Below are 22,113 nucleotides of genomic sequence, written 5' to 3' on the forward strand. Positions count from 1 at the left end.
GATGAAATTATTTAGGAGGGCGAAATAATGGCCGAATTAGATCATACTCTGAATATGTTAAAGGAATTAACTGATGCGAATGGGATTGCCGGAAATGAAAAAGCACCTCGAGAAGTAATGAGACGATATCTCGAACCATTTGCAGACGAAATTGAACAAGATAATTTAGGTAGTTTAATTGCTAAAAAAGTTGGGAATGAAAACGGACCTAAAGTAATGATTGCAGGCCATTTAGATGAAGTAGGCTTTATGGTAACTCAAATTGATGATAAAGGTTTTATTAAGTTCCAAACAGTTGGTGGTTGGTGGAGTCATGTTATGTTATCTCAACGAGTAACAATCACAACACGTAAAGGTGAAGAGATAATAGGGATAATTGGATCTAAACCACCGCATATTTTACCTGTAGATGCACGCAAAAAGACTGTGGACTTAAAAGATATGTTTATTGATATAGGAGCAACCTCTAAGGATGAAGTTTTTGAGTGGGGGATTCGACCAGGGGATATGATTACACCCTATTTCGAATTCAATGTCTTAAAAAATGAAAAGATGTTATTGGCAAAAGCGTGGGATAACCGAATTGGTTGCGCAATTGCCATTGATGTATTACGCCAATTAAAAGATGTGAAACATGAAAATATCGTATATGCTGTTGGGAATGTTCAAGAAGAGGTCGGTCTTCGCGGTGCAAAAACAGCAACCTTTAAAATTCAACCTGATATCGGCTTTGCAGTTGATGTAGGGGTAGCCGGTGATACGCCAGGAATCACAGCAAAAGAAGCTTCTTCAAAATTAGGGGACGGTCCTCAAATTATCATCTATGACGCTTCAATGGTTGGTCATAAAGGGTTACGAGACTTTGTAATAGATATTGCTGAAGAAAATAAAATACCTTTTCAATATGAAGCAATTCCTGGTGGAGGAACAGATGCTGGTTCCATCCATATTACAGCTAATGGTGTACCGGCAATGTCTATTGGCGTTGCTACACGCTACATTCATTCTCATGCAGCCATTTTACATCGCGATGACTACGAAAATACGGTTAAGTTAATTGTAGAAATCATTAAAAAGCTAGACCGAGCAACAGTAAACAAAATTATATTCGACTAATAAAAGAGCTAATTAAGAGCTGATCGGAACCAAACCTTCTATACTTGATCAAAAAGAACATTTGAACGAAGATGATTAAAATCTTCGTTCTTTTTTATGTCTTTTTTAATAAATGATGCATATATATAGTAAGGTTGCGTCATGAATAAATTGCGTATTAATGGAATTTTGAATATTTATTAAAATACTCTTGTTAATTGTTTTGATACATCAATTTTCTGAGAATTACAGTAGTATTTTTATACTACAAAAGTGAATATCCAATAAAATGAGGGATGGATTAAAAATAATAAAAATGCACTTGATTTAATAAATATACATATGTATAATGAATTACATCATCATTGAAATAAGGGGCGGAATATTATGAAACTTTTAGAAGAGGTACAGTTAAAATTGGTAACAAGTTTAAAAGGGAAAGACTTATTAACGTTACTTGATTATACAAGCGAAGAAGTGGAAGAGTTAATTACATTAGCAACACAGTTAAAAAAAATCACTAAAGCGGGTAGATGCCCTAAATTACTTGAGGGTAAAACATTAGGTATGATCTTTGAAAAACATTCTACACGTACTCGTATTTCATTTGAAGTGGGTATGAATCAATTAGGTGGTAAAGCCATGTTCATGCATTCTCGTGATATGCAAATTGGCCGTGGAGAGCCAATTTCTGATACTGGGCATGTTTTATCTGGTTATTTAGATGCCATTATGATTCGTGCAAATTCTCATGAAATGGTTAAAGAATTAGCTAATCATGCTACAATTCCAGTTATTAATGGGCTTACGGACCTTTATCATCCATGTCAAGCACTTGCAGACATGGAGACAATTGCTGAAAATAAGGGACAATTAAAAGGATTAAAAATTGCTTATGTAGGCGATGGAAATAATGTTGCACATTCATTAGTGATTGCTGCTGCACATGTTGGTATGGATATTTCGGTAGCAACACCTAAAGGATATGGGCCAAATACAGAAATTATTAAGAAAGCACAAGAAATAGCAAAAGCAAATGGAAGTTTAGTAAAAGTAACAAACGACCCAATCGAAGCAGTAAAGAATGCAGATGCAGTTTATGCTGATGTATGGACTTCAATGGGGCAAGAAGAAGAAACAGCAAAACGCTTAGTAGACTTTAAAGGTTATCAAATAAATGATGAACTTGTACGTCATGCAAAACCAGATTATATGTTCTTACATTGCCTACCAGCTCATCGTGAAGAAGAAGTAGCATCATCTGTAATTGATGGTCCAAACTCTTATATTTTCGAGCAAGCAGAAAACCGACTACATGCGCAAAAAGCAGTACTAGTATCGTTACTTGCATAATCGTTATAAATAAGTTGTACTAATGCTGCACATCTACACGTTACGTATAAAGAATACAACTTGTTGGAAAAATTTATTATTTAGCCTAGATTTTGGGGATTAGGTGTTGTATAATTATTAAGGAAGAGGTAAGAATATACAGTTGGAATATTCTTATCTGGAAGAGTTATTAATCTTCAATTGTGGGGGACTCGCTACAATTGTTTGATATGCGATGTTGATTTCAAGATGGAATGACGCATCGCTACATAGAAAAAAGCAATCCGGGAGACGCTGGATTGCTTTTTAGTTTGTTTGTTAAACAAAAATGGCTATATTAGGTTGTTAGCATATTTTTTTTATATTTTAGTGTTCACCAACAAGTGAACCTTCATCAATTTGCAAATAGTTCTCAACCTTCGTATGGATCTCATCAAATGTTGTCTCTAAGGAGAAGGCTAGTTCGTTAAATAAAATACTCTGGATGATAGTTAGCAGTTTACGATCGTACTCGGAAAACTTTTTACCATTCATTTCGATTTCATGTTTTTTACGCATTAGTGTATTCACTATTTTAGCTTTTTCAAGGCGACTACCATTCTTAGCAACATCAGAATAGAATTGATTTCTTTGATGACTTTTTTCAATCCAATCGATCCCAAGTTCTCTAAATGATTTCAGAATGATTACTGCTTGTTTCTTTGACATAATTTCTAACATAGAAATTGAACGATTATCAACTGGGGTACTAATTTTTAAATTTGCATTATTTAGTGGATGTAATTCATAGTATTTTTTCGTCACATCAGAAAGAGTCTTTTCTGTAATATCGTCGATATGACATAATCCATGGGATGAATAAATAATTAAATCACCTTTATTAAACATTTATTTTTGCCCCCAATCTAGAATTGTCAACTAAGTTGACTATAACTAGTATATGATAAATTGTGCAAATTGTCAACTTAGTTGACGAAAAGGGGATGGGATAAACAAAAAATAAAAAAGACTGACATTTAGTCAGCCTTTCACATTAATTTTGGAATGCTTTTGATAGTTTTTCTGTGAAAGCTTGTTGTTCATCAGCACTAGATGCTTTCCACCATTTTTCAAGGAAAACGCCTAGTCCAGGTAATAAATGTTCATCTCCACGTGAAATTGCATCTTCTACAGTATTACGAAATTCACTAGAACTGTCACCTTGAACATTTGCTGTAATTGCATCTCTAATTTGAAAATTCATACATAATCTCCTCCTCGAAGAATAGTTTGCAACATGTGGATAAAACTATGCATACAAATCAGTAAAATTTGAAATAAATTGCATAGTGAAAAACCACAAGGGAATCCTTGCGGTTTTAACACTTAGGCGTAAGCTAACATTCGTTCTAAAGATAATCTTGCTTGTACTGCAGTCTCTTCATCGACTTTAATAACATTTCCCCTTTGACCATTTTCAATCAATTCTAATGACCAAAGTAGGTGAGGTAAGTCAATACGATTCATAGTTAAACATGGGCACATATTTTCATTAAGAGAAATAATGTGCTGATCAGGATGCTCTGCGATAATTCGTTTCACCAAGTTCATTTCAGTACCAATTGCCCAACTTGAACCTGCAGGAGCATTAGTAATGGCATCTACGATATATTTGGTAGAACCGTTGTCGTCACTAGCTTCAACAACTTCATGACAACATTCAGGATGAACAATAACTTTCATATCAGGATATTTTTCGCGAACTTGTCGAATGTTTTCGACTGTAAAGCCTTGGTGTACTGAACAATGCCCCTTCCAAAGGATGACTTTAACAGCATCCAGCTCGCCTTCATATTCAAGCTCTCCACTTATTGGATTCCAGACAGCCATTTGGTTTAATGGGATGCCTAAATCAAAAGCCGTATTTCTACCTAAATGTTGATCAGGTAAGAAGAATAAACGTTCTTTTTGTGTAAATGCCCATTCTACCATTTTTTTCGCATTTGATGAAGTAACGCATGAACCTCCATTGCGACCAGTAAATGCCTTAATGGCAGCTGTGGAATTTACATATGTCAAAGGGATGATTGTATTTCCGAAAAGTTTAACTAACTGTTCCCAAGCTTCTTCTGTTTGATAAATATTTGCCATATCTGCCATAGAACAGCCAGCACGCATATCTGGAAGATAGACAACTTGCTCATTTGTAGTAAGCATATCTGCAGTTTCAGCCATAAAATGAACACCGCAAAATACGATATGCTCTGCTTTTTTATTTGCTGCTGCCACTTGCGCTAACTGAAGTGAATCTCCAATTGCGTCAGCGAATTGAATCACTTCATCTTTCTGATAATGGTGTCCAGGGATAAATAATCGATCCCCTAATTTTTCTTTTATTTCACGAACACGGGCTTCCATTTCAGCACGGTCCATTTTTCGATATTTTTCTGGTAACATACCACTTGTCGGGATTGCGCAAGTTACAGACATATTAATATGCTCCTTTCGTTTGCACTAAGGCACTAATATCTAACGCTTTAACGGAATGAGTTAACGACCCAAGAGAAATCCATTGGATGCCACTTTCAGCGTAACCACGAAGGTTTTCTAATGTAATCCCACCTGATGCCTCTGTTATTACATGATCGGGAACAAGAGGTAACCATTCACGAATCTCTTCAGGGGTACGATTATCAAACATGATGATATCCGCACCAGCTTCAATCGATTCAAGCAATTGTTCCTTCGTCTCAATTTCCACTTCAATTTTAACGGTATGTCCGATTTTCGATTTTGCTATTTGCACGGCGTTTGTTATGCTACCCGCAAAAGAAATATGATTATCTTTTAACATAATGCAATCATATAAACCGCTTCGGTGATTAAAAGCACCTCCAGTTCGAACCGCATATTTATCTAACATTCTTAATCCAGGCATCGTTTTTCTTGTATCACAAATTTTAGCGTTTGTTCCTTCTGTTAATAGAGTAGCGTTGAAGGCATTTGTTGCAATTCCACTCATACGTTGAATTAAATTTAATATCACACGTTCTCCAGTTAATAGACTTCTGAAAGAACCCTCAATTATTGCAATTTCGTCACCTTTTTTTAATGGAGTACCGTCATTATGTAATAGCGTTACCTTAAGAGTAGGATCGATAATAGAAAATCCGGTTTTGATGATTTGCTCTCCACAAAAGATTCCTTCTTCTTTTGCATAAAATGTAAATGCGCCTTGTTCGGTAGGTGAGAATAGAAGTTCACTGGAAAGATCTCCATCTCCTATATCTTCATTAAAGAACTGCTTTAACATATCTTCTAGTTTGATTATGTTCATAGAGATTATCCCTCACATTCATTGTTCCTTTAGAAAAAATAATCCATTGTTTTCCCAAAGTTTTGCTTATTTCTTTATAATCTTTTCGAATATGCGCCCCTCGTGATTCTGTTCGAGCTAGAGCTGCATTCGCTATTAATGTCGCTGTAATATGCATAAAAAATAACTCTAGTTCATTACGACATAATGAATCCGTATTTAAGGTTCTAACTATTTTAAAAGAAGGGAGTTGTTTTATTAAACTCTGTAATCCTTCTGAATCCCTAACTATACCTGCAAGTTCTAACATTTTATTTTGAAGTGTTCTAACAGAAAGTAAATTTAAGTGAAATGGTTTCTTTTGTTGCTTTACTGGTTGGAAGTTCTGTTGTATAGTGCCATTTGTTAATAAATTTTCAGCCATTAACTTTCCGAAAGTAACCCCTTCTAATAGGGAGTTACTAGCAAGTCGATTTGCCCCGTGGACACCGGTACAAGCAACCTCACCGACAGCTAGTAATCTAGGAATACTTGTACGACCGTAACAGTCAGCAACAACCCCACCCATTAGAAAATGGCTACCGGGAGCAATGGGAATTCGCCCCTCATTAATTGAAACACCATGTTCTTCACATAGTTTCGTTATAGTAGGAAACTTATCTTCAAAATGATTAATTTCGGATATATCAACGTACACATTATTTCCTTTGGCACGTTCTTTGTACATTTCATAAGCAGTGATATGTCTTGGCGCTAAATCACCTAGTGGATGAATACCTTGCATAATTTTACGGCCGTTATCATCGACAAAATACCCACCCTCACCGCGAACTGCTTCGGAAACTAGCCCTCTTGATTTACCATCTATATATAATAAACTTGGATGGAATTGGATAAATTCCATATCTGCTATTTCTGCTCCTGCTAAATAAGCGAGAGCTATCCCATCACCATAACTATTAGAAACATTAGATGTACATGCATATAGAGCACCTGCTCCACCCGTTGCTAAAATTACGTATGATGCGAAATAACAATTTTCCTGATTCTCCGTTTTCGTTTTAACCCCGATACATTCACCGGCCTGATTTAAAAGAAGTTCAAAAGCAAATTCAAATGAATGAATATGAACTTTTTCTGAGAGGTTTGTTAGCAAATAGTCAACTAATGCCTTTCCTGTAGCATCTCCACCAGAGTGAACGATTCGTGGTTTACTATGGGCACCCTCAAGACCTAAAGAAATAGAGCCATCAGGAGTACGGTCGGTAGGAAAGCTTTCATTGATCATTTGTTTAATCGTTTCCTTACCTTGAATTACCAATGTTTCTACATTTTGTTCTGTATGATGATGTTCCCCTGCCATTAACGTATCGCTAATATGGTATGAAATATGGTCGTCTTCTCTTGTTACAGCGGCAATTCCACCTTGAGCTTTATAGGAGCTACCATTTGTTATTTCTGATTTCGTCACAAGGTGAACGTCAAAACGTTGAGATAGAACTCGTGCTGCTTGTAGTGCTGCAACACCACTTCCTATGATCACGATGTCAGTTTTGATATTCATATAGCTACCTTCTTTACAGTTGTCTTGACACATATCTTTACATAAAATCAAAGAGATTACAAGAGTTTATTTCATACAAAAAAAGGGCAAAATTCCACTCTTGTAGAGAATGTTTTAACGAAATACATCAAAAATTTGTTACAATCTAATTGACTTTTAAGATGAAATTTATTGATTTGAAACGAGGGTGTAAACCGATGATTTATCTTGATTACGCAGCGACTTCACCGATGACTGATGCAGCAGTGGAGGCATATAGTCACGCTGCAAAAAATATGTTTGGAAACACTTCTAGCTTGCATGATGCAGGTGGGGAAGCAGCTTATCACTTAGAGAATGCACGAACTATCATTGCCGATAAATTAGGTGTAAACCGAGATGGTATCGTCTTTACAGGTAGTGGAACAGAGGGGAATATTCTTGCAATTCTTTCGTTAGCTCGTGCTGGAAAAGGGAAGCATATCATTACATCGGCAGCTGAACATACAAGTGTTCATGCTGCAGTGAACACGTTAGAGCGAGAAGGCTACCAAATTACGAAACTCCCATTCACACAAGACGGGATTATAGATCTTGATCTTCTTGAGCAATCTATACGTGAAGATACAGTATTGATTACTATTCAGCATGTTAATTCAGAGATTGGATCGATTCAACCTGTAGAAAAAATAGCACAAATTGCAAGGCGTCACAGTATTCCGTATCATGTTGATTGCGTACAATCATTTTGTAAATTGCCAATTGAAGAATTCTCTAAGTTCGTCGATGCAATCACTATATCTGCACATAAAGTAGGTGGACCAAAGGGATGTGGAGCGATCTACATTAATCCAAGACGCAGAATAACACCTGTATTTCCTGGTGTCACCCATGAAAAAGGGGTGCGCGGAGGAACTGTAGACACTCCGTCTATTGTTGCAATGGCAGTAGCGATAGAACAATTTCAATATGATGTTAATTACTATTGGAAATTACGTTTGCGATTAAGTAAATTGATTGAAGACTCTCACTGCACTTTAATTGAGGCTCCAAAAGAAGACCAATTACCAAGTATATGTGGACTATGTTTAAATGGGTTAGAAGGTCAATTTGTTATGCTAAAATTAAATGAAGAGAGTATTTGTATCTCAACAGGAAGTGCATGTGATATAAATAGCGCATCTGGTACGAAAGCAATTTTAGCAATGGGTTACAGCTTAACCACAGCACGTCAATTTTTCAGAATTTCCTTTGGTCCAGGAACAGTAGAGGCTCAAATTGAAAAATTGGGCGAGGAGCTTATGAAAATTTCGAAAGACATCAATATGTAATATGTAGGTTTGTACAGTATGGAATAATTGCTGTACAATTAACTTTTAAGAATTGAAACGAAATAAAAGGCGGTTAATTAAATAGGATGAAACGTATCGAATCGACACAAAACTCATTAGTGAAACATTGGAAAAAACTTACGTCTACTCGTAAAGAAAGAGAAAAAACTGGAGAATTCATTGTAGAAGGATTTCATTTAGTAGAAGAGGCATTAAAGAATAAGGAACAAGTTGTACAAATCATTATTCGTGAAGATGTAGAAATACCGCTTCTGTGGCCAACGGATAATGTCACAATTATTGAAGTCGCGGATTCTGTCGCTAAGGAAATTGCTGAAACCGAACAATCTCAAGGAATATTTGCACACTGTAAACAACTTGAGGTAAGTGAAGAAAGTCAATCTAAATGGCGGAAGGTACTATTGGTAGATGCCGTTCAAGATCCAGGGAATATTGGTACGATGATTCGTACTGCTGATGCAGTAGGAATTGATGCGGTTGTTTTAGGAAAAGGCTGTGCAGATGCCTATAACCCAAAAACAGTTCGCTCTGCACAAGGGTCCCATTTTCATATACCTATTGTAAAAGGAGACTTACTTGATTGGGTAGATGATTTACAGGCTAAAGGTGTTCCGGTTTATGGAACAGCGTTAAATGATGCTATTCAATATACAGAAGTGGAATCAACGAATCAATTCGCTTTAATCGTAGGGAATGAAGGTAGTGGAATCGACCATAAATTACTTGTAAAGACAGATAAAAATGTCATAATCCCAATCTTTGGACAAGCTGAATCGTTAAATGTTGCAGTGGCTACAGGGATTTTGTTATACCAATTTGTTCGATAATTTAACTAAAGTTACAAAAATATGTGGTAATAATGGAGAACAATTTTTTAATAATCACTTTTTGGTAATATTTCATATACTTGAAACAAAACTTTAGTTGTCGTAGAATGTTATTGTTATAAAATTATTCTTTATTAAAAATAATAATTAAAATGCGTTCTAGCGAGAAGAGTAAATATTCAGTGCATGTTTTAGGGAATGTGAGCCTTGACTGAAAGCTTACATAGCGTGCAGAATATCGAAGTTCACCTCGTAAGCAGCTTCTGGGACCAGCAATTTTGCTGTAAAGGAATGCCGGCAATTTGTCGTTATGTAAATGAAGTGATTGTGAAGAGCAATAACTAGGGTGGTACCGCGAATTCAAACCTCGTCCCTTTTTTAGGGATGGGGTTTTTTATTTTGCTTATTTTTAATTTGTACCGGTTATGTAAGTTGAATGAAACGACTAAACTCAAAACTTACAATCCTTCAATAACATGATACAGCAGTAAATTTATTAAGGAGGTTTTCAAATGGAACAGCAATTAAAGCAATTAGAACAAGAAGCTTTAGAGAAATTGCAAGCGGCTACGAGCTTAAAAGAATTAAATGAAGTTCGTGTCGCTTACTTAGGAAAAAAGGGACCAATCACAGATTTATTAAAAGGGATGGGGAAATTATCTCCAGAAGAACGTCCTAAAATGGGAGCACTAGTAAATACGGTGCGTGAATATGTGACGGCTGAATTAGAGAAAAAGGCAGCTGTTTTAGAAGAACAAGCAATTCAGGAACAACTAGAAAAAGAATCTGTAGACGTTACATTACCAGGTCGTAAAATTAAAACAGGAAATCGTCATCCTTTAACGAGAGTTATTGAGGAAATTGAAGATTTATTCGTTTCTATGGGTTATGAAATTGCAGAAGGACCAGAAGTTGAAAAAGACTATTACAACTTTGAGGCATTAAATCTTCCTAAAGGTCATCCTGCGCGTGATATGCAAGATACTTTCTATATTACAGAAGAAACACTTCTTCGTACACACACTTCACCTGTTCAAGCTCGTACAATGGAGCTGAAAAAAGGTGAACCAATTCGAATTATTTGCCCGGGTAAAGTATTCCGTCGTGATAATGATGACGCAACACATTCACACCAATTCATGCAAATTGAAGGCTTAGTAATTGGGGAAAATATTCACATGAGTGACTTAAAAGGAACTCTTGATGCGTTAGCGAAAAAAATGTTTGGAGAAGAGAGAGAAATCCGTCTACGTCCAAGCTTCTTCCCATTCACAGAACCATCTGTTGAGGTAGACGTTTCATGTCATAAATGTGGTGGTTCAGGGTGTAACGTATGTAAACATACAGGTTGGATTGAAATTTTAGGTGCCGGCATGGTACATCCAAATGTATTAGAAATGGCTGGATATGATTCGAAGAAAGTATCTGGATTTGCATTTGGAATCGGTGCAGAACGCATTGCGATGTTGAAATATGGAGTAGATGATATTCGTCATTTCTATACAAATGACAATCGTTTCTTATCACAATTCCATAGAACAGAAGGGTAAGGGGGTACGAACATGTTAGTTTCATTAAATTGGTTAAAACAATATGTTGATATAGATGGTTTAGCACCACAAGAATTAGCGGAAAAAATCACGCGTTCAGGAATTGAAGTGGATGCAGTAATTGACCGTTCAGAAGGAATGACAAACATCGTAGTTGGGTATGTTGTGTCAAAAGAAAAACATCCAGATGCAGACAAATTAAACGTTTGTCAAGTTGAGGTGGGTGAAGGGGATGTACGACAAATTATTTGTGGTGCTCCTAATGTAGATGCTGGTCAAAAAGTAATCGTAGCTTTACCGGGTGCACGATTACCGGGTGGCATTAAAATTAAAAAAGCAAAAATGCGCGGTCAAGAATCAAACGGTATGATTTGTTCATTGCAAGAACTAGGAGTAGAAAGCCGTTTAGTACCAAAAGCATATGCTGAAGGAATTTATGTATTACCAGAAGATGCAGTGCCAGGAAGTGATGCATTAGAATTAGTTGGATTGCGTGACACAGTTTTAGAATTAGGTTTAACACCAAATCGTTCGGATGCTTTATCAATGCTTGGTGTAGCTTATGAAGTGGCTGCAATTTTATCGAAAGAAGTAAACCTTCCGAATATACAGTATGAAACTGTTTCTGAGAAAGCAGAAGATTATTTAAAACTTCGTGTTGATGCATTAGAAGAAAATCCTTTATATGCTGCAAAAGTAATTAAAAACGTAAAAATTGCTGAATCGCCACTTTGGTTACAGCACTACTTAATGGCTGCTGGTGTGCGCCCTCATAATAATGTAGTGGATATTACGAATTACATTCTAATGGAATATGGCCAACCATTACATGCTTTTGACTATGATTCACTAGAAACGAAAGAAATCGTTGTTCGACTTGCCAAAGAAGGCGAGAAGATCATTACATTAGATGACCAAGAACGCACATTAAATGATCATAATCTTGTGATTACGAATGGTTTAGAACCAGTTGCTCTTGCTGGGGTAATGGGTGGTGCGAATTCTGAAGTTACTGAGTCAACTACAACGGTAGTAATTGAGGCAGCTTACTTTAACGGTCAATCTGTTCGCCGTACTTCAAAAGAAATTGGCTTACGTTCAGATTCATCTGCTCGCTTTGAAAAAGGTGTTGATCCCAACCGTGTCATCCTTGCAGCAGAACGTGCAGCGCAATTACTTGTCGAACTTGCTAATGGTGAAGTGCTAGAAGGTACTGTTCTAGTTGATCAATTAGATAAAACACCTGCACGCGTAGTGGTGTCGCCAGATTTCATTAATACTCGTCTAGGAATGAAAATTTCATTAGAAGACATGCTAGCTATTTTAGAACGATTAAAATTCGATGTAGAAGCTGCAAACGGTTTACTCATTATTGATGTCCCAACTCGACGACAAGATATTAAAATCGAGGAAGATATCGTAGAAGAAATCGCAAGGCTTTATGGTTATGATGAAATTCCGATTACTCTTCCTGAAGGAAATACTCAAATTGGGGGGCTAACTCCTTACCAATTGAAACGCCGTATAGTGCGTAATTTCATGGAAGGTGCTGGACTTTATCAGGCAGTAACGTATTCATTAACTTCGGACGAATTGGCGCAAAAATTTGCTCTTAAAGCGGAAGAAACGACTAAACTATTGATGCCAATGAGTGAAGAAAGAGCAACTCTACGTCAAAGCTTAATTCCACATTTAGTTGAAGCTGCAAGCTATAATGTAGCACGTTCAGCTGAATTAGTTTCCTTATATGAAATTGGATCTGTATTCCTTGGTCAAACAGCAGAAGAACTTCCATATGAAGAAGAACATCTTGCTTTTGTCGTGACAGGTAAATGGGTTGACAATTCGTGGCAAGGTGAGAAATTAAATGCAGATTTCTTTGTAGCAAAAGGAATTGTTGAAGGATTATTTGAAAAATTAGGGTTAACTAATCGAGTTTCTTATGAAAAAGCATCTGTCGATGGATTACACCCTGGTCAAACAGCAGCCATACTACTTGATGGTGAAAAAGTTGGACTAATCGGTGGACTTCACCCGATAGAACGTAAGAAATATGATTTAAAAGAAACATTCGTTGCTGAATTAAACTTAAAAGCAATTATTGAAACGGTAACAGAAGAGTTAGTATACTCTGCTGTACCTCGCTTCCCAGCAGTTACTCGTGATATCGCATTAGAACTTGACCGCAATAAACCAGCAGGAGAAATCGAGAAAGTTATTCGTGACGCTGGAACAAAATTATTAAAAGATGTAAAAGTGTTCGATGTATATGAAGGTGATAAGATGGAAGCAGGTAAAAAATCTGTAGCCTTCTCATTAACATACTTTGATCCAGAACGTACGTTAACGGATGACGAAGTAGTAAATGCCCATAATAAAGTATTAAAAGCATTATCTGAAGCGGGTGCAGAAGTACGATAAGCTATAGTAATTGTTTACCTATGCTTATGGTAGAAGTAATAATGAAATTAGAAAAGAAGAGTTGCCTTTATTTGGCTAACTCTTCTTTTGTTTTCTTTGGCTGAATGAAGCCAACCATTGTGCCGATGACTCCGCTAACTGTATGTACTAGGGCATACGTGTAAAAATTAAAGAAAATATCAAATGTAAATTCATTTAATTGTGGAAACTCATCGATGTTAATATTGGATTCCAATGAAGTAACGACAGTGTTTTTGTAATCAATCACAAGGTAGAATAGTACTGCAATCATAAAAAATCCGACAAAGATTGAAATAATTTTCATTACTTTGTCTTTTCCTTCTTTAATTCGTACAAGGAAAAAACGATAAGTAGTATAAAGGCTTAATAGTAAAAAAGGAGTGACAATTACGATTCCAACTAAACCTAAATTGCCATTAGCGGAAACCCCTTCAGGTTGTATGGTGAAAAATTGTTGAATGGATAAAAATCCGATTAAAGTAATCCCTAGACTTATTAGCCAACTTAGTTTAAGCATAAATTTCAATTCCTCTCTTTAATACAAAGAAGTAGGTCTAATTATTAAATATGTAAATTTTATTTGTCTGTAAACAAAATGTAAACAATTTAGTTTTCATGGAAGTTGGTGGATAAATCACAATGTATTCAAAGTTGTAGTACCTTGAATATAATCGGATAAATTTCCCTGAACTGAAGAAGGGAATATTTCTTTTTTCTAGAAAATATGTAATAAATAGAGTAGAAGAAAGTTAAAAGTAAAAAGGAGATATTAAATGCTTCAATCAAATGATACGGTTTTAGTTTTAATTGATATCCAAGGAAAACTAGCTCAAATTGTAAACGAAAGTGAAATTATTGTTAATAATATTGAGAAAGTGACAGTAGGTGCTAGATTGTTAGATTTACCTGTATTTGGTTAGAGCAATATCCAAAAGGACTTGGGCCTACTGTAGACCAAATTTCACAACATCTCACGGATTTAACACCGATTGAAAAAATTACTTTTAGTGCCTATGATACACCAGAATTTGTAACACAGCTAGAAGCAACAGGAAGAAAGAAAGTATTAATTGCGGGAATTGAATCACATATTTGTGTTTATCAAACAGCAGCTCATTTATTAGCGAACAATTATGAGGTGGAAGTGTTGGTTGATTGTGTTTCATCACGTACTGAACGAAACAGTCAAATTGGTATTCAAAAAATGATGCAATTAGGAGCAAAAGTAACAAGCGTAGAAATGGCATTATACGAAATGCAACAAATTGCTAAGGGCGAAACGTTCAAAGCAATAAGCAAGTTAATTAAATAAGAAGAAGGGGCAATTATTTTGCCCCTTCTTCTTATTTTTTACGTTTTAAGTTGATGATCTTCTTTGCTTTCTCCGTATTGGCGAAGTGCCATTTACTAATCGATTTTAATTGTTCTTCTCCATGTTTTAGCCAGATCTTTGCGGCCATTTCGTCTACTTTATTACTTGCACCTTTTTGTAGAGTAATCCCAACTTCGGAAGAAAGACGATTCATTTCTTTTAAAAAGGCATAGCGCGCTAAAATTGAAGCAGCAGCTACAGCGACATGTAATTGCTCAGCTTTCGTTGAAAATAATACATTTTCACGAATTATTTCTTTTTCATTTTGAATGTGCTTATAGTAAGTATCACGTTCAGCAAACTGATCAATTAAAATATAATCTGGTTTTTCAGGCTCGATTTTTTTTAAAACATGTTTTAAAGCCTGATTATGGAGCATTGCTTTTATTTTACCTTGTGAATAGCCTTTCCCCTGAATTTCATTATATTTGGTATTGTTTAAAGTTAAGATACTGTATGGGCAGACAAGCATTATATCCTTTGCCATTTTTAACATGATTGAATCTGTCAGCATTTTAGAGTCTTTTACGCCAAGCTCGCGAATCAGCTCAATTTTATCTTTAGGTACGTATACTGCTGCAACGGTAACGGGGCCAAAATAGTCTCCAGTTCCTGTTTCATCGGATCCTATAACGGACATGATGTGGAAATCTTCCGGAAGTTTGTCCCCTTTAGTTTTAACTGGAGAATTTGGTTGAGGTGAAGCAGTAGTATTAACTTCTCCAAATTTACTTGCCTCTCTTTCAGCTCCACTTCCTTGAAACATTACTTTTCCTGATTTGTAGACGGTTATAGCAGTATCAGGGAGTTTGGCAGCAAAGATTACTCCTGGTGCATTCCGGTCAACCTTAGAAGCTGAATAATATGCTTTTACTTCCTTTTGTTTTTCAAGTGAAAGTACTAATACGATATTTGACATAAATTCGTTCCTTTCATGATCAGCTACTGATTTGCGTAAATAAGTTCCAGGTTACATTATGATAGTAATAAGCTTTCCATGATACACAATCATCAATAAAATATAACATAAATTTCTTCGATCCATTCTTCACTAAGCTTGTTATCTTCCTCAATTTTACATTAATTTAAAATTTTATAAACTAATAAAATTCGTCAAATAACAGCATATTCTACGCGCAATCTACTTTCACGGTAAGGCAAATTCGAGTAATGAATTGGCTCTAAATCGATGGTTATGTTGCCTAATTCAAACATACAATGGTATGATAGGTATTATATATAATTTTGTAAAAAATTCTAATCTAGTAGGGAATTGTGTCGCTTTATTGGATAATTGCTACTTTTAAAACACCTAAAAATCTTAATCTAAGTTGATTTTTGGTGTCTAGCTCCAGGCGCCATCAGCTCGAGGTCATAAGTCAATCGCTTCGGAAGGCAAAGAGCGCCTTCTGTCAGCGCTCGCCTTATGCTTGTCGCTGAAAAGCGGGCGCCTTCCGCTTTTCTCATAAATTCATGATCATTGTTTACGTTTTGTAGGGGGTACCACATTGGCTGAACAAGAAAAAAATCGAATATCGGTGGATATTTACGGTCATACTTATAAAATGGTAGGGACTGAGTCTACTGGCCATATGCGTTTAGTAGCTTCCATAGTAGATGATAAAATGAAAGAAATTAGTATACATAATCCATCCTTAGACACTGCAAAACTAGCGGTCTTAACAGCAGTAAACACTGTTAATGATTTTTTGAAACTAAAAGAACAAGTGGAAAAGCTCGAGGAAGAATTAAAAAGATTAAAGGGTTGAAGTAAATGCTAGATTTAATACTAATTTTAATTTTTGCTGCTAGTTTACTTGTAGGAATTAAAAGAGGCTTCGTTGTGCAAGTCATTCACCTTGCAAGTTTTTTTATTGCACTAATTGTTGCCTATATATACTATAAACCTTTAGCAGATAAATTTGTCCTATGGATACCGTATCCAGGGTTTACTGAAAATGCATCCCTGACATTGATGTTAGATTCGCTTGATGTTGATCGTACATTTTATCGAGTCATAGCATTTGCTGTCATATTTTTTGCGGTGAAAATTGCATTGCAAATTGTGGGATCAATTTTTGACTTCTTAACATACCTACCTATATTGAATTCAATTAACCGTGTTTTAGGGGCTGTTCTTTGCTTTGCAGAATTTTATTTTGTTTTATTTATTGCGATGTATGTAATTGCTCTTATTCCCGTTCCATCAGTTCAAAATTTTATGGGAAGTTCGGTGATTGTTGGATTTATGCTTGAGCATACACCAGTATTATCTAAACTGTTTCAACATTGGTGGTACATTTATACTGAATAAGCGAATATTCTATTAGCTTCTCTCGAATCGAGGGAAGTTTTTTAACTTCATTCAAGGAACCGAATAAAATAAAGTTGATTTATGGAAAGAAGGGAATAACGTGAATAAAAAAATTGTAATTCAAACATTAGAAAAAATTGCATTATATTTAGAACTAAAAGGTGAAAATCCTTTTAAAATATCAGCTTTTAGAAAGGCTGCAGCAGCACTAGAGACAGATGAGCGTAGTTTAAGTGCTATTGGTGATATAACAGCCATAAAAGGTATTGGGAAAGGAACAGCTGCTGTTATCCAGGAACTTATGGAAACAGGGGAGTCAACACAATTAAAAGAGCTTGAAGAGTCTGTTCCAAAAGGATTAATTCCACTCTTAAAATTGCCTGGTTTAGGCGGAAAAAAACTTGCAAAACTTTATTCAGAACTTGGTGTAGATGGAATTGATAGTTTAAAAGAAGTTTGCTTATCTAACAAAGTTCAAAAATTAGCCGGCTTTGGTGCAAAAACAGAAGAAAAAATATTAAAAGAACTTGAACAGTTTGGTTTGCATAATGAACGTCATCCATATTGGTCATTAGAGCCGATTGTTGAGGAGCTTTCGAAATTACTTTCGTCCATAAAAGAAATTCAAAAATTTTCAGTTGCAGGAAGCTTTAGAAGAGTAAATGAGACGAGTAAGGATTTAGATTTTATCATTGCAACACGCGACCCTGAAATAGTAAGGGAACATCTGCTATCTACTCTTGTGATTAAAGAAGTGATTGGTGCTGGAGATACGAAGGTTTCGGTCATTTTAGATATGGATCACCCATTAAGTATTGATTTTCGTCTTGTAAGTATTGCAGAATTTGCAACTGCTTTGCATCATTTTACTGGATCGAAGGACCATAATGTGCGTATGCGTCAACTTGCAAAGCAACAAGATAAGAAAATTAGTGAGTATGGTGTTGAACAACCAGATGGAACAGTACAAACATTTGAATCCGAAGAAGCGTTTTATGCACATTTTGATTTACCATTTATTCCACCAACTATAAGGGAAAGTGGGAAAGAATTAGAGCGTTTAGAGGAGATTGGGAATTTAGTTACACTTGATTCCATTCTATCTGACTTACATATGCACACAACATGGTCAGATGGAGCTCACTCAATTCAAGAGATGGGAGAAGCACTTATCGATCGTGGATATACACATGGGGTCATTACGGATCATTCACAATTTTTAAGAGTAGCAAATGGGCTAACGCCAGAACGTTTAGAGAAACAACGATTGGAAATTTATGAGTTTAATGAAACACATTCGAATTTTCGACTATTCGCTGGAACAGAAATGGATATTTTGCCAAATGGCCAATTAGACTTTGAAGATGAAGTATTAAAAGAACTAGATTTTGTTATAGCTTCTATTCACTCAAGTTTTACCCAATCACAAGATAAAATCATGGAACGCCTGCATCAAGCAATTCAAAATCCATATGTCCATATGATTGCACATCCAACAGGAAGAGTAATCGGTAAACGTGAAGGTTATAATCCTGATATGAAAACATTAATACAATGGGCTGCTGAATATGGTAAAATCCTTGAATTAAATGCTAGTCCTTACCGTCTTGACTTGTGTGCAGAACATTTAGAAATGGCCATGGCACTAAATGTACCAGTAGCCATTAATACAGATGCCCATGCAATTGAACAATTATCTAGTATGGCAACTGGTGTAGGTTATGCGCAAAAAGCTTGGGTTAAGAAAGAATTAGTTGTAAATACATGGTCTTTACAACAATTTGAAACTTTTATACGAAAGAATAAGTAAATGTACTATAGAGATTAAGTAAACAGACAGGAGATGTAACTGAAGTGATCGCACAAAGAGCATTGAAAACGTTAGAATTTGATAAAGTACGGGAACAAGTCGCAAACTTTTGTACATCTTCTATCGGAAAAAGTGCAATTGACCAACTGATTCCTGAAACAGAGTTCAATCAAGTGGTTGAGTTGTTAGATGAAATGGATGAGGGACTATCAATTTTACGTGTTAAAGGAAATGTTCCAATGGGTGGGATTTTTGATGTTCGACCACACTCAAAAAGAGCCCAAATTGGTGGAATGTTAAGTCCAACTGAATTAATGGAAATTGCAAGTACAATTCGGGCAAGTAGAATCCTTCGTAATTTTATTGAAGATATCGAGGCAGAAGGAGATATTAACATACCGCACTTTTTAGAACGAAAAGAGCAAATGCCAGTTTTAACTGGTTTACAGCACGAAATCAATGATTGTATTGATGAAAATGGAGTAGTATTGGACTCTGCAAGTACCGTGTTACGTTCTATTAGACAGTCACTACGCGCTGAGGAGGCGAAAGTCCGTCAAAAGTTAGAGAGTTTAACACGAGGTGCTAATGCAGCAAAAATGCTCTCTGACTCAATTGTTACCATTCGAAATGATCGATTTGTAATACCAGTTAAACAAGAATATCGTTCTCATTATGGTGGGATTGTTCACGATCAATCTTCTTCAGGGCAAACATTATTCATTGAACCGGACTCAATTGTTCAATTAAATAATGAAATCGGTAGACTAAAAGTTAAAGAACAAGTTGAAATCGAACGAATATTAATGGAATTATCTGCAAAAGTACAAGAAGTCAGTCATGAAATTTTTGTACTTGTTCAAATTTTAGGAGATATCGACATTATCCTGGCAAAAGCCAAATACGGACAAGCAAATAAATGCTCAAAACCCAAAATGAATGATGAAGGGTATATTCGACTAGTTCGTGCAAGACACCCGCTAATTTCAATTGATGTTGCGGTACCTAATACAATTGAATTTGGACGTGATATCACTGCAATTGTGATAACGGGACCTAATACAGGGGGGAAAACCGTAACGCTCAAAACGGTTGGTTTATGTACGTTAATGGCACAAGCCGGAATCCCGGTACCTGCTTTAGATGGCTCCGAACTGGCAGTATTTGACCAACTATTTGCTGACATAGGTGATGAACAATCAATAGAACAATCTTTATCAACTTTCTCCTCACATATGGTGAATATTGTTGATATATTAAGTAAATTTGATTCTCGCTCCCTAGTCTTATTTGATGAACTTGGAGCAGGAACAGATCCTCAGGAGGGAGCTGCACTTGCCATTTCTATACTAGATGAAGTGGTGGACCGTGGTGCTCGAATAATGGCTACAACGCACTATCCTGAATTAAAAGCTTATGGATATAATCGACCAGGTGTTGTGAATGCAAGTGTAGAATTTGATGTTGAAACATTGAGTCCAACCTATAGATTATTAATCGGTGTTCCTGGACGTTCAAATGCCTTTGAAATTTCTAAACGGTTAGGATTAAAGGAAACTATTATTGAACGCGCAAGAGTCTTTACTGGTACAGATCGACATGAAGTAGAGTCGATGATTGCATCACTTGAGGAAAGCCGTCTTCGTTCAGAAAGAGAAGCGGATGAAGCTCATGCTCTCCTTGAAGAAGCGGAGCGTTTACAAGAGGATTTACAAGAACGATTACAAACATTCGATGAGAAAAAAGAAAATTTAGAGAAAAAAGCAAAAGAGAAAGCTCGTAAAATCGTTGATGAAGCTAAAAAAGAAGCTGAAAAAATTATTGAAGAGCTTAAAGAAATGAAGAAAAACGCTGCCCAAGCGGTTAAGGAGCATGAATTAATTGATGCGAAGAAGCGACTTGAGGAAGCTGCTCCAGAAGAAGAAAATAAAGTACTTAAAAAACAAGCAGTTATAAGAGAACGAGCTCAAAATTTACAGGTTGGCGATGAGGTAAAAGTTTTAAGTTACGGGCAAAAAGGAACTTTAATAGAAAAAGTCTCTGATCATGAATGGGTTGTACAAATTGGAATCTTAAAAATGAAATTAGAGGACTCTGATTTACAGTACGTTAAACCAGAAAAACAAAAGCAAACAGTTACAATGGCAAATATTAAAAATCGAAATAATCATGTGAAATTAGAGTTGGATTTACGTGGAGAACGTTATGAAGAAGCTATTTTAAAAACCGAAAAATATATTGATGATGCTTTACTAGCTAATTATCAACGTGTTTCGATTATCCATGGAAAAGGAACCGGCGCATTACGTCAAGGAATCCAAAATTATTTAAAGGGTCATAAACGAGTGAAGTCTTTCCGCTTTGGGGAAGCGGGCGAAGGTGGATTTGGCGTAACAGTTGTTGAATTAAAATAAAAAGATATAAGTGGTTTTTCTGAGTTTTAATTTCGATTTGAGGGGATGAAAATGTGCTGGGTACAAATTTTTGGCAACATCCTTTAGTAGAAACAGTTGGTTATTTTAGTGTAGTAACACTATGTTTGGTTGTCGCAATGGTGTTGTTCGAAATTGTCACTAAATATAAAAACTGGGAAGAAATAAAGAATGGAAATGTTGCAGTTGCATTAGCAACAGGTGGTAAAATACTAGGTGTCTGTAATATTTTTAGATATTCAATTGAAAGCCATTCTAGTTTATTACAAATGATTTGTTGGGGATTATTCGGTTTTGTATTATTAATCTTCGCTTATCTACTTTTTGAATTTTTCACACCAAATTTTAAAGTAGACGATGAAATCGCAAAAGATAACCGCTCTGTAGGGTTTATTTCGTTTACAATTTCATTAGGATTATCGTTTGTTATTGGCGCAAGTATCACTTAGGAGAGAAATTTATGGAAAAGTTAGCGAAGGCATTAATAATATGCTGTGTTCTATTTATCCTTGTAGGTATTTACTATTTAATAACATTATAATGCACTTTACGTTAAATAAAGTTGGCTAGTAAATAGCATTTCATGCTATTTACTAGCTTTTTTTATATAAGATAATCTTGTTGAATATTATATTGGAAAAAATTCAACTCTCAATAATCGACATCAAATTACAAAGTGAATGTTATAGAAAATACGCAATAAATAGTATAATGATTACGTTTTCTAGCTAAAATTTGTAGTTTATCCA

The 22,113-nt window shown here is 35.7% G+C and carries 20 protein-coding genes; 13 read left to right on the forward strand and 7 right to left on the reverse strand.

Annotated elements, in window-relative coordinates; all coding sequences use genetic code 11:
• The first annotated feature begins 27 nt into the window (after window positions 1-27).
• Window positions 28-1,116, forward strand: coding sequence for a M42 family metallopeptidase (locus JOD29_RS00610; protein ID WP_124762413.1), 1,089 nt, complete (start codon window positions 28-30; stop codon window positions 1,114-1,116).
• Between the two features lie 366 nt (window positions 1,117-1,482).
• On the forward strand, window positions 1,483-2,448 hold the full coding sequence (gene argF / locus JOD29_RS00615) for an ornithine carbamoyltransferase (RefSeq protein WP_124762411.1): 966 nt from the start codon (window positions 1,483-1,485) through the stop codon (window positions 2,446-2,448).
• A gap of 345 nt (window positions 2,449-2,793) precedes the next feature.
• Here the strand turns inward: argF and JOD29_RS00620 are convergent, their stop codons facing one another.
• The 5 genes from JOD29_RS00620 to nadB all read right to left on the reverse strand — a co-directional run bounded on the left by JOD29_RS00620 (window position 2,794) and on the right by nadB (window position 7,286).
• The gene (locus JOD29_RS00620) at window positions 2,794-3,315 is read right to left on the reverse strand and encodes a CarD family transcriptional regulator (RefSeq protein WP_124762409.1); all 522 of its coding nucleotides are present in this window, start codon (window positions 3,313-3,315) and stop codon (window positions 2,794-2,796) included.
• A 145-nt stretch (window positions 3,316-3,460) separates the two neighbouring features.
• Entirely contained in the window at window positions 3,461-3,670 is a 210-nt protein-coding gene (sspI, locus tag JOD29_RS00625) for a small acid-soluble spore protein SspI (protein WP_124762407.1), read from the reverse strand.
• A gap of 122 nt (window positions 3,671-3,792) precedes the next feature.
• A complete protein-coding gene (gene nadA / locus JOD29_RS00630) occupies window positions 3,793-4,896 on the reverse strand; it encodes a quinolinate synthase NadA (RefSeq protein ID WP_124762405.1) in 1,104 nt (367 codons plus the stop codon).
• Window position 4,897: 1 nt separating this feature from the next.
• Window positions 4,898-5,743, reverse strand: a complete 846-nt coding sequence (gene nadC / locus JOD29_RS00635) for a carboxylating nicotinate-nucleotide diphosphorylase (protein WP_124762403.1) — start codon at window positions 5,741-5,743, stop codon at window positions 4,898-4,900.
• Window positions 5,700-7,286, reverse strand: a complete 1,587-nt coding sequence (gene nadB / locus JOD29_RS00640) for an L-aspartate oxidase (protein ID WP_124762401.1) — start codon at window positions 7,284-7,286, stop codon at window positions 5,700-5,702. Before nadB ends, nadC begins: the two co-directional genes overlap by 44 nt.
• Window positions 7,287-7,483: 197 nt before the next feature.
• Between nadB and JOD29_RS00645 the strand changes: the two genes are divergently transcribed.
• The 4 genes from JOD29_RS00645 to pheT all read left to right on the forward strand — a co-directional run bounded on the left by JOD29_RS00645 (window position 7,484) and on the right by pheT (window position 13,415).
• Window positions 7,484-8,596 carry a cysteine desulfurase family protein gene (locus JOD29_RS00645; protein ID WP_124762399.1) on the forward strand — a complete coding sequence of 371 codons (1,113 nt, stop codon included), beginning with the start codon at window positions 7,484-7,486 and terminating at the stop codon, window positions 8,594-8,596.
• Window positions 8,597-8,682: 86 nt separating this feature from the next.
• On the forward strand, window positions 8,683-9,444 hold the full coding sequence (locus tag JOD29_RS00650; RefSeq protein ID WP_124762397.1) for a TrmH family RNA methyltransferase: 762 nt from the start codon (window positions 8,683-8,685) through the stop codon (window positions 9,442-9,444).
• 512 nt (window positions 9,445-9,956) lie between these two features.
• Window positions 9,957-10,994, forward strand: a complete 1,038-nt coding sequence (pheS, locus tag JOD29_RS00655; protein ID WP_124762395.1) for a phenylalanine--tRNA ligase subunit alpha — start codon at window positions 9,957-9,959, stop codon at window positions 10,992-10,994.
• Window positions 10,995-11,006: 12 nt separating this feature from the next.
• The gene (gene pheT / locus JOD29_RS00660) at window positions 11,007-13,415 is read left to right on the forward strand and encodes a phenylalanine--tRNA ligase subunit beta (RefSeq protein WP_124762393.1); all 2,409 of its coding nucleotides are present in this window, start codon (window positions 11,007-11,009) and stop codon (window positions 13,413-13,415) included.
• Window positions 13,416-13,482: 67 nt separating this feature from the next.
• Here pheT and JOD29_RS00665 read toward each other — a convergent pair whose 3' ends face one another.
• Window positions 13,483-13,953: a nucleoside-diphosphate sugar epimerase gene (locus JOD29_RS00665; protein WP_124762391.1), complete on the reverse strand. Its 471-nt coding sequence runs from the start codon at window positions 13,951-13,953 to the stop codon at window positions 13,483-13,485.
• A gap of 256 nt (window positions 13,954-14,209) precedes the next feature.
• Between JOD29_RS00665 and JOD29_RS20320 the strand changes: the two genes are divergently transcribed.
• Together JOD29_RS20320 and JOD29_RS20325 are read left to right on the forward strand one after the other, a co-directional pair.
• On the forward strand, window positions 14,210-14,356 hold the full coding sequence (locus JOD29_RS20320; RefSeq protein WP_239585506.1) for a cysteine hydrolase family protein: 147 nt from the start codon (window positions 14,210-14,212) through the stop codon (window positions 14,354-14,356).
• Between the two features lie 68 nt (window positions 14,357-14,424).
• Window positions 14,425-14,748 (forward strand): isochorismatase family protein, encoded by a 324-nt coding sequence (locus JOD29_RS20325; RefSeq protein WP_476738490.1) that lies wholly within the window; start codon window positions 14,425-14,427, stop codon window positions 14,746-14,748.
• A gap of 31 nt (window positions 14,749-14,779) precedes the next feature.
• Here the strand turns inward: JOD29_RS20325 and rnhC are convergent, their stop codons facing one another.
• A complete protein-coding gene (gene rnhC, locus JOD29_RS00675) occupies window positions 14,780-15,727 on the reverse strand; it encodes a ribonuclease HIII (protein WP_124762389.1) in 948 nt (315 codons plus the stop codon).
• 589 nt (window positions 15,728-16,316) lie between these two features.
• Here rnhC and zapA point away from each other — a divergent pair.
• From zapA to JOD29_RS00700, 5 genes are all read left to right on the forward strand, one after another.
• Window positions 16,317-16,577 (forward strand): cell division protein ZapA, encoded by a 261-nt coding sequence (gene zapA / locus JOD29_RS00680; RefSeq protein ID WP_124762387.1) that lies wholly within the window; start codon window positions 16,317-16,319, stop codon window positions 16,575-16,577.
• A 5-nt stretch (window positions 16,578-16,582) separates the two neighbouring features.
• The gene (locus tag JOD29_RS00685) at window positions 16,583-17,122 is read left to right on the forward strand and encodes a CvpA family protein (protein ID WP_124762385.1); all 540 of its coding nucleotides are present in this window, start codon (window positions 16,583-16,585) and stop codon (window positions 17,120-17,122) included.
• Between the two features lie 100 nt (window positions 17,123-17,222).
• On the forward strand, window positions 17,223-18,932 hold the full coding sequence (gene polX / locus JOD29_RS00690; protein WP_124762383.1) for a DNA polymerase/3'-5' exonuclease PolX: 1,710 nt from the start codon (window positions 17,223-17,225) through the stop codon (window positions 18,930-18,932).
• A gap of 44 nt (window positions 18,933-18,976) precedes the next feature.
• Window positions 18,977-21,346, forward strand: a complete 2,370-nt coding sequence (locus JOD29_RS00695; RefSeq protein ID WP_124762381.1) for an endonuclease MutS2 — start codon at window positions 18,977-18,979, stop codon at window positions 21,344-21,346.
• Between the two features lie 53 nt (window positions 21,347-21,399).
• Window positions 21,400-21,813 carry a DUF350 domain-containing protein gene (locus JOD29_RS00700; protein WP_124762379.1) on the forward strand — a complete coding sequence of 138 codons (414 nt, stop codon included), beginning with the start codon at window positions 21,400-21,402 and terminating at the stop codon, window positions 21,811-21,813.
• Window positions 21,814-22,113: the final 300 nt, after the last annotated feature.

It is taken from the genome of Lysinibacillus composti, assembly GCF_016908465.1.
Taxonomy (GTDB): Bacteria; Bacillota; Bacilli; order Bacillales_A; family Planococcaceae; genus Ureibacillus; species Ureibacillus composti_A.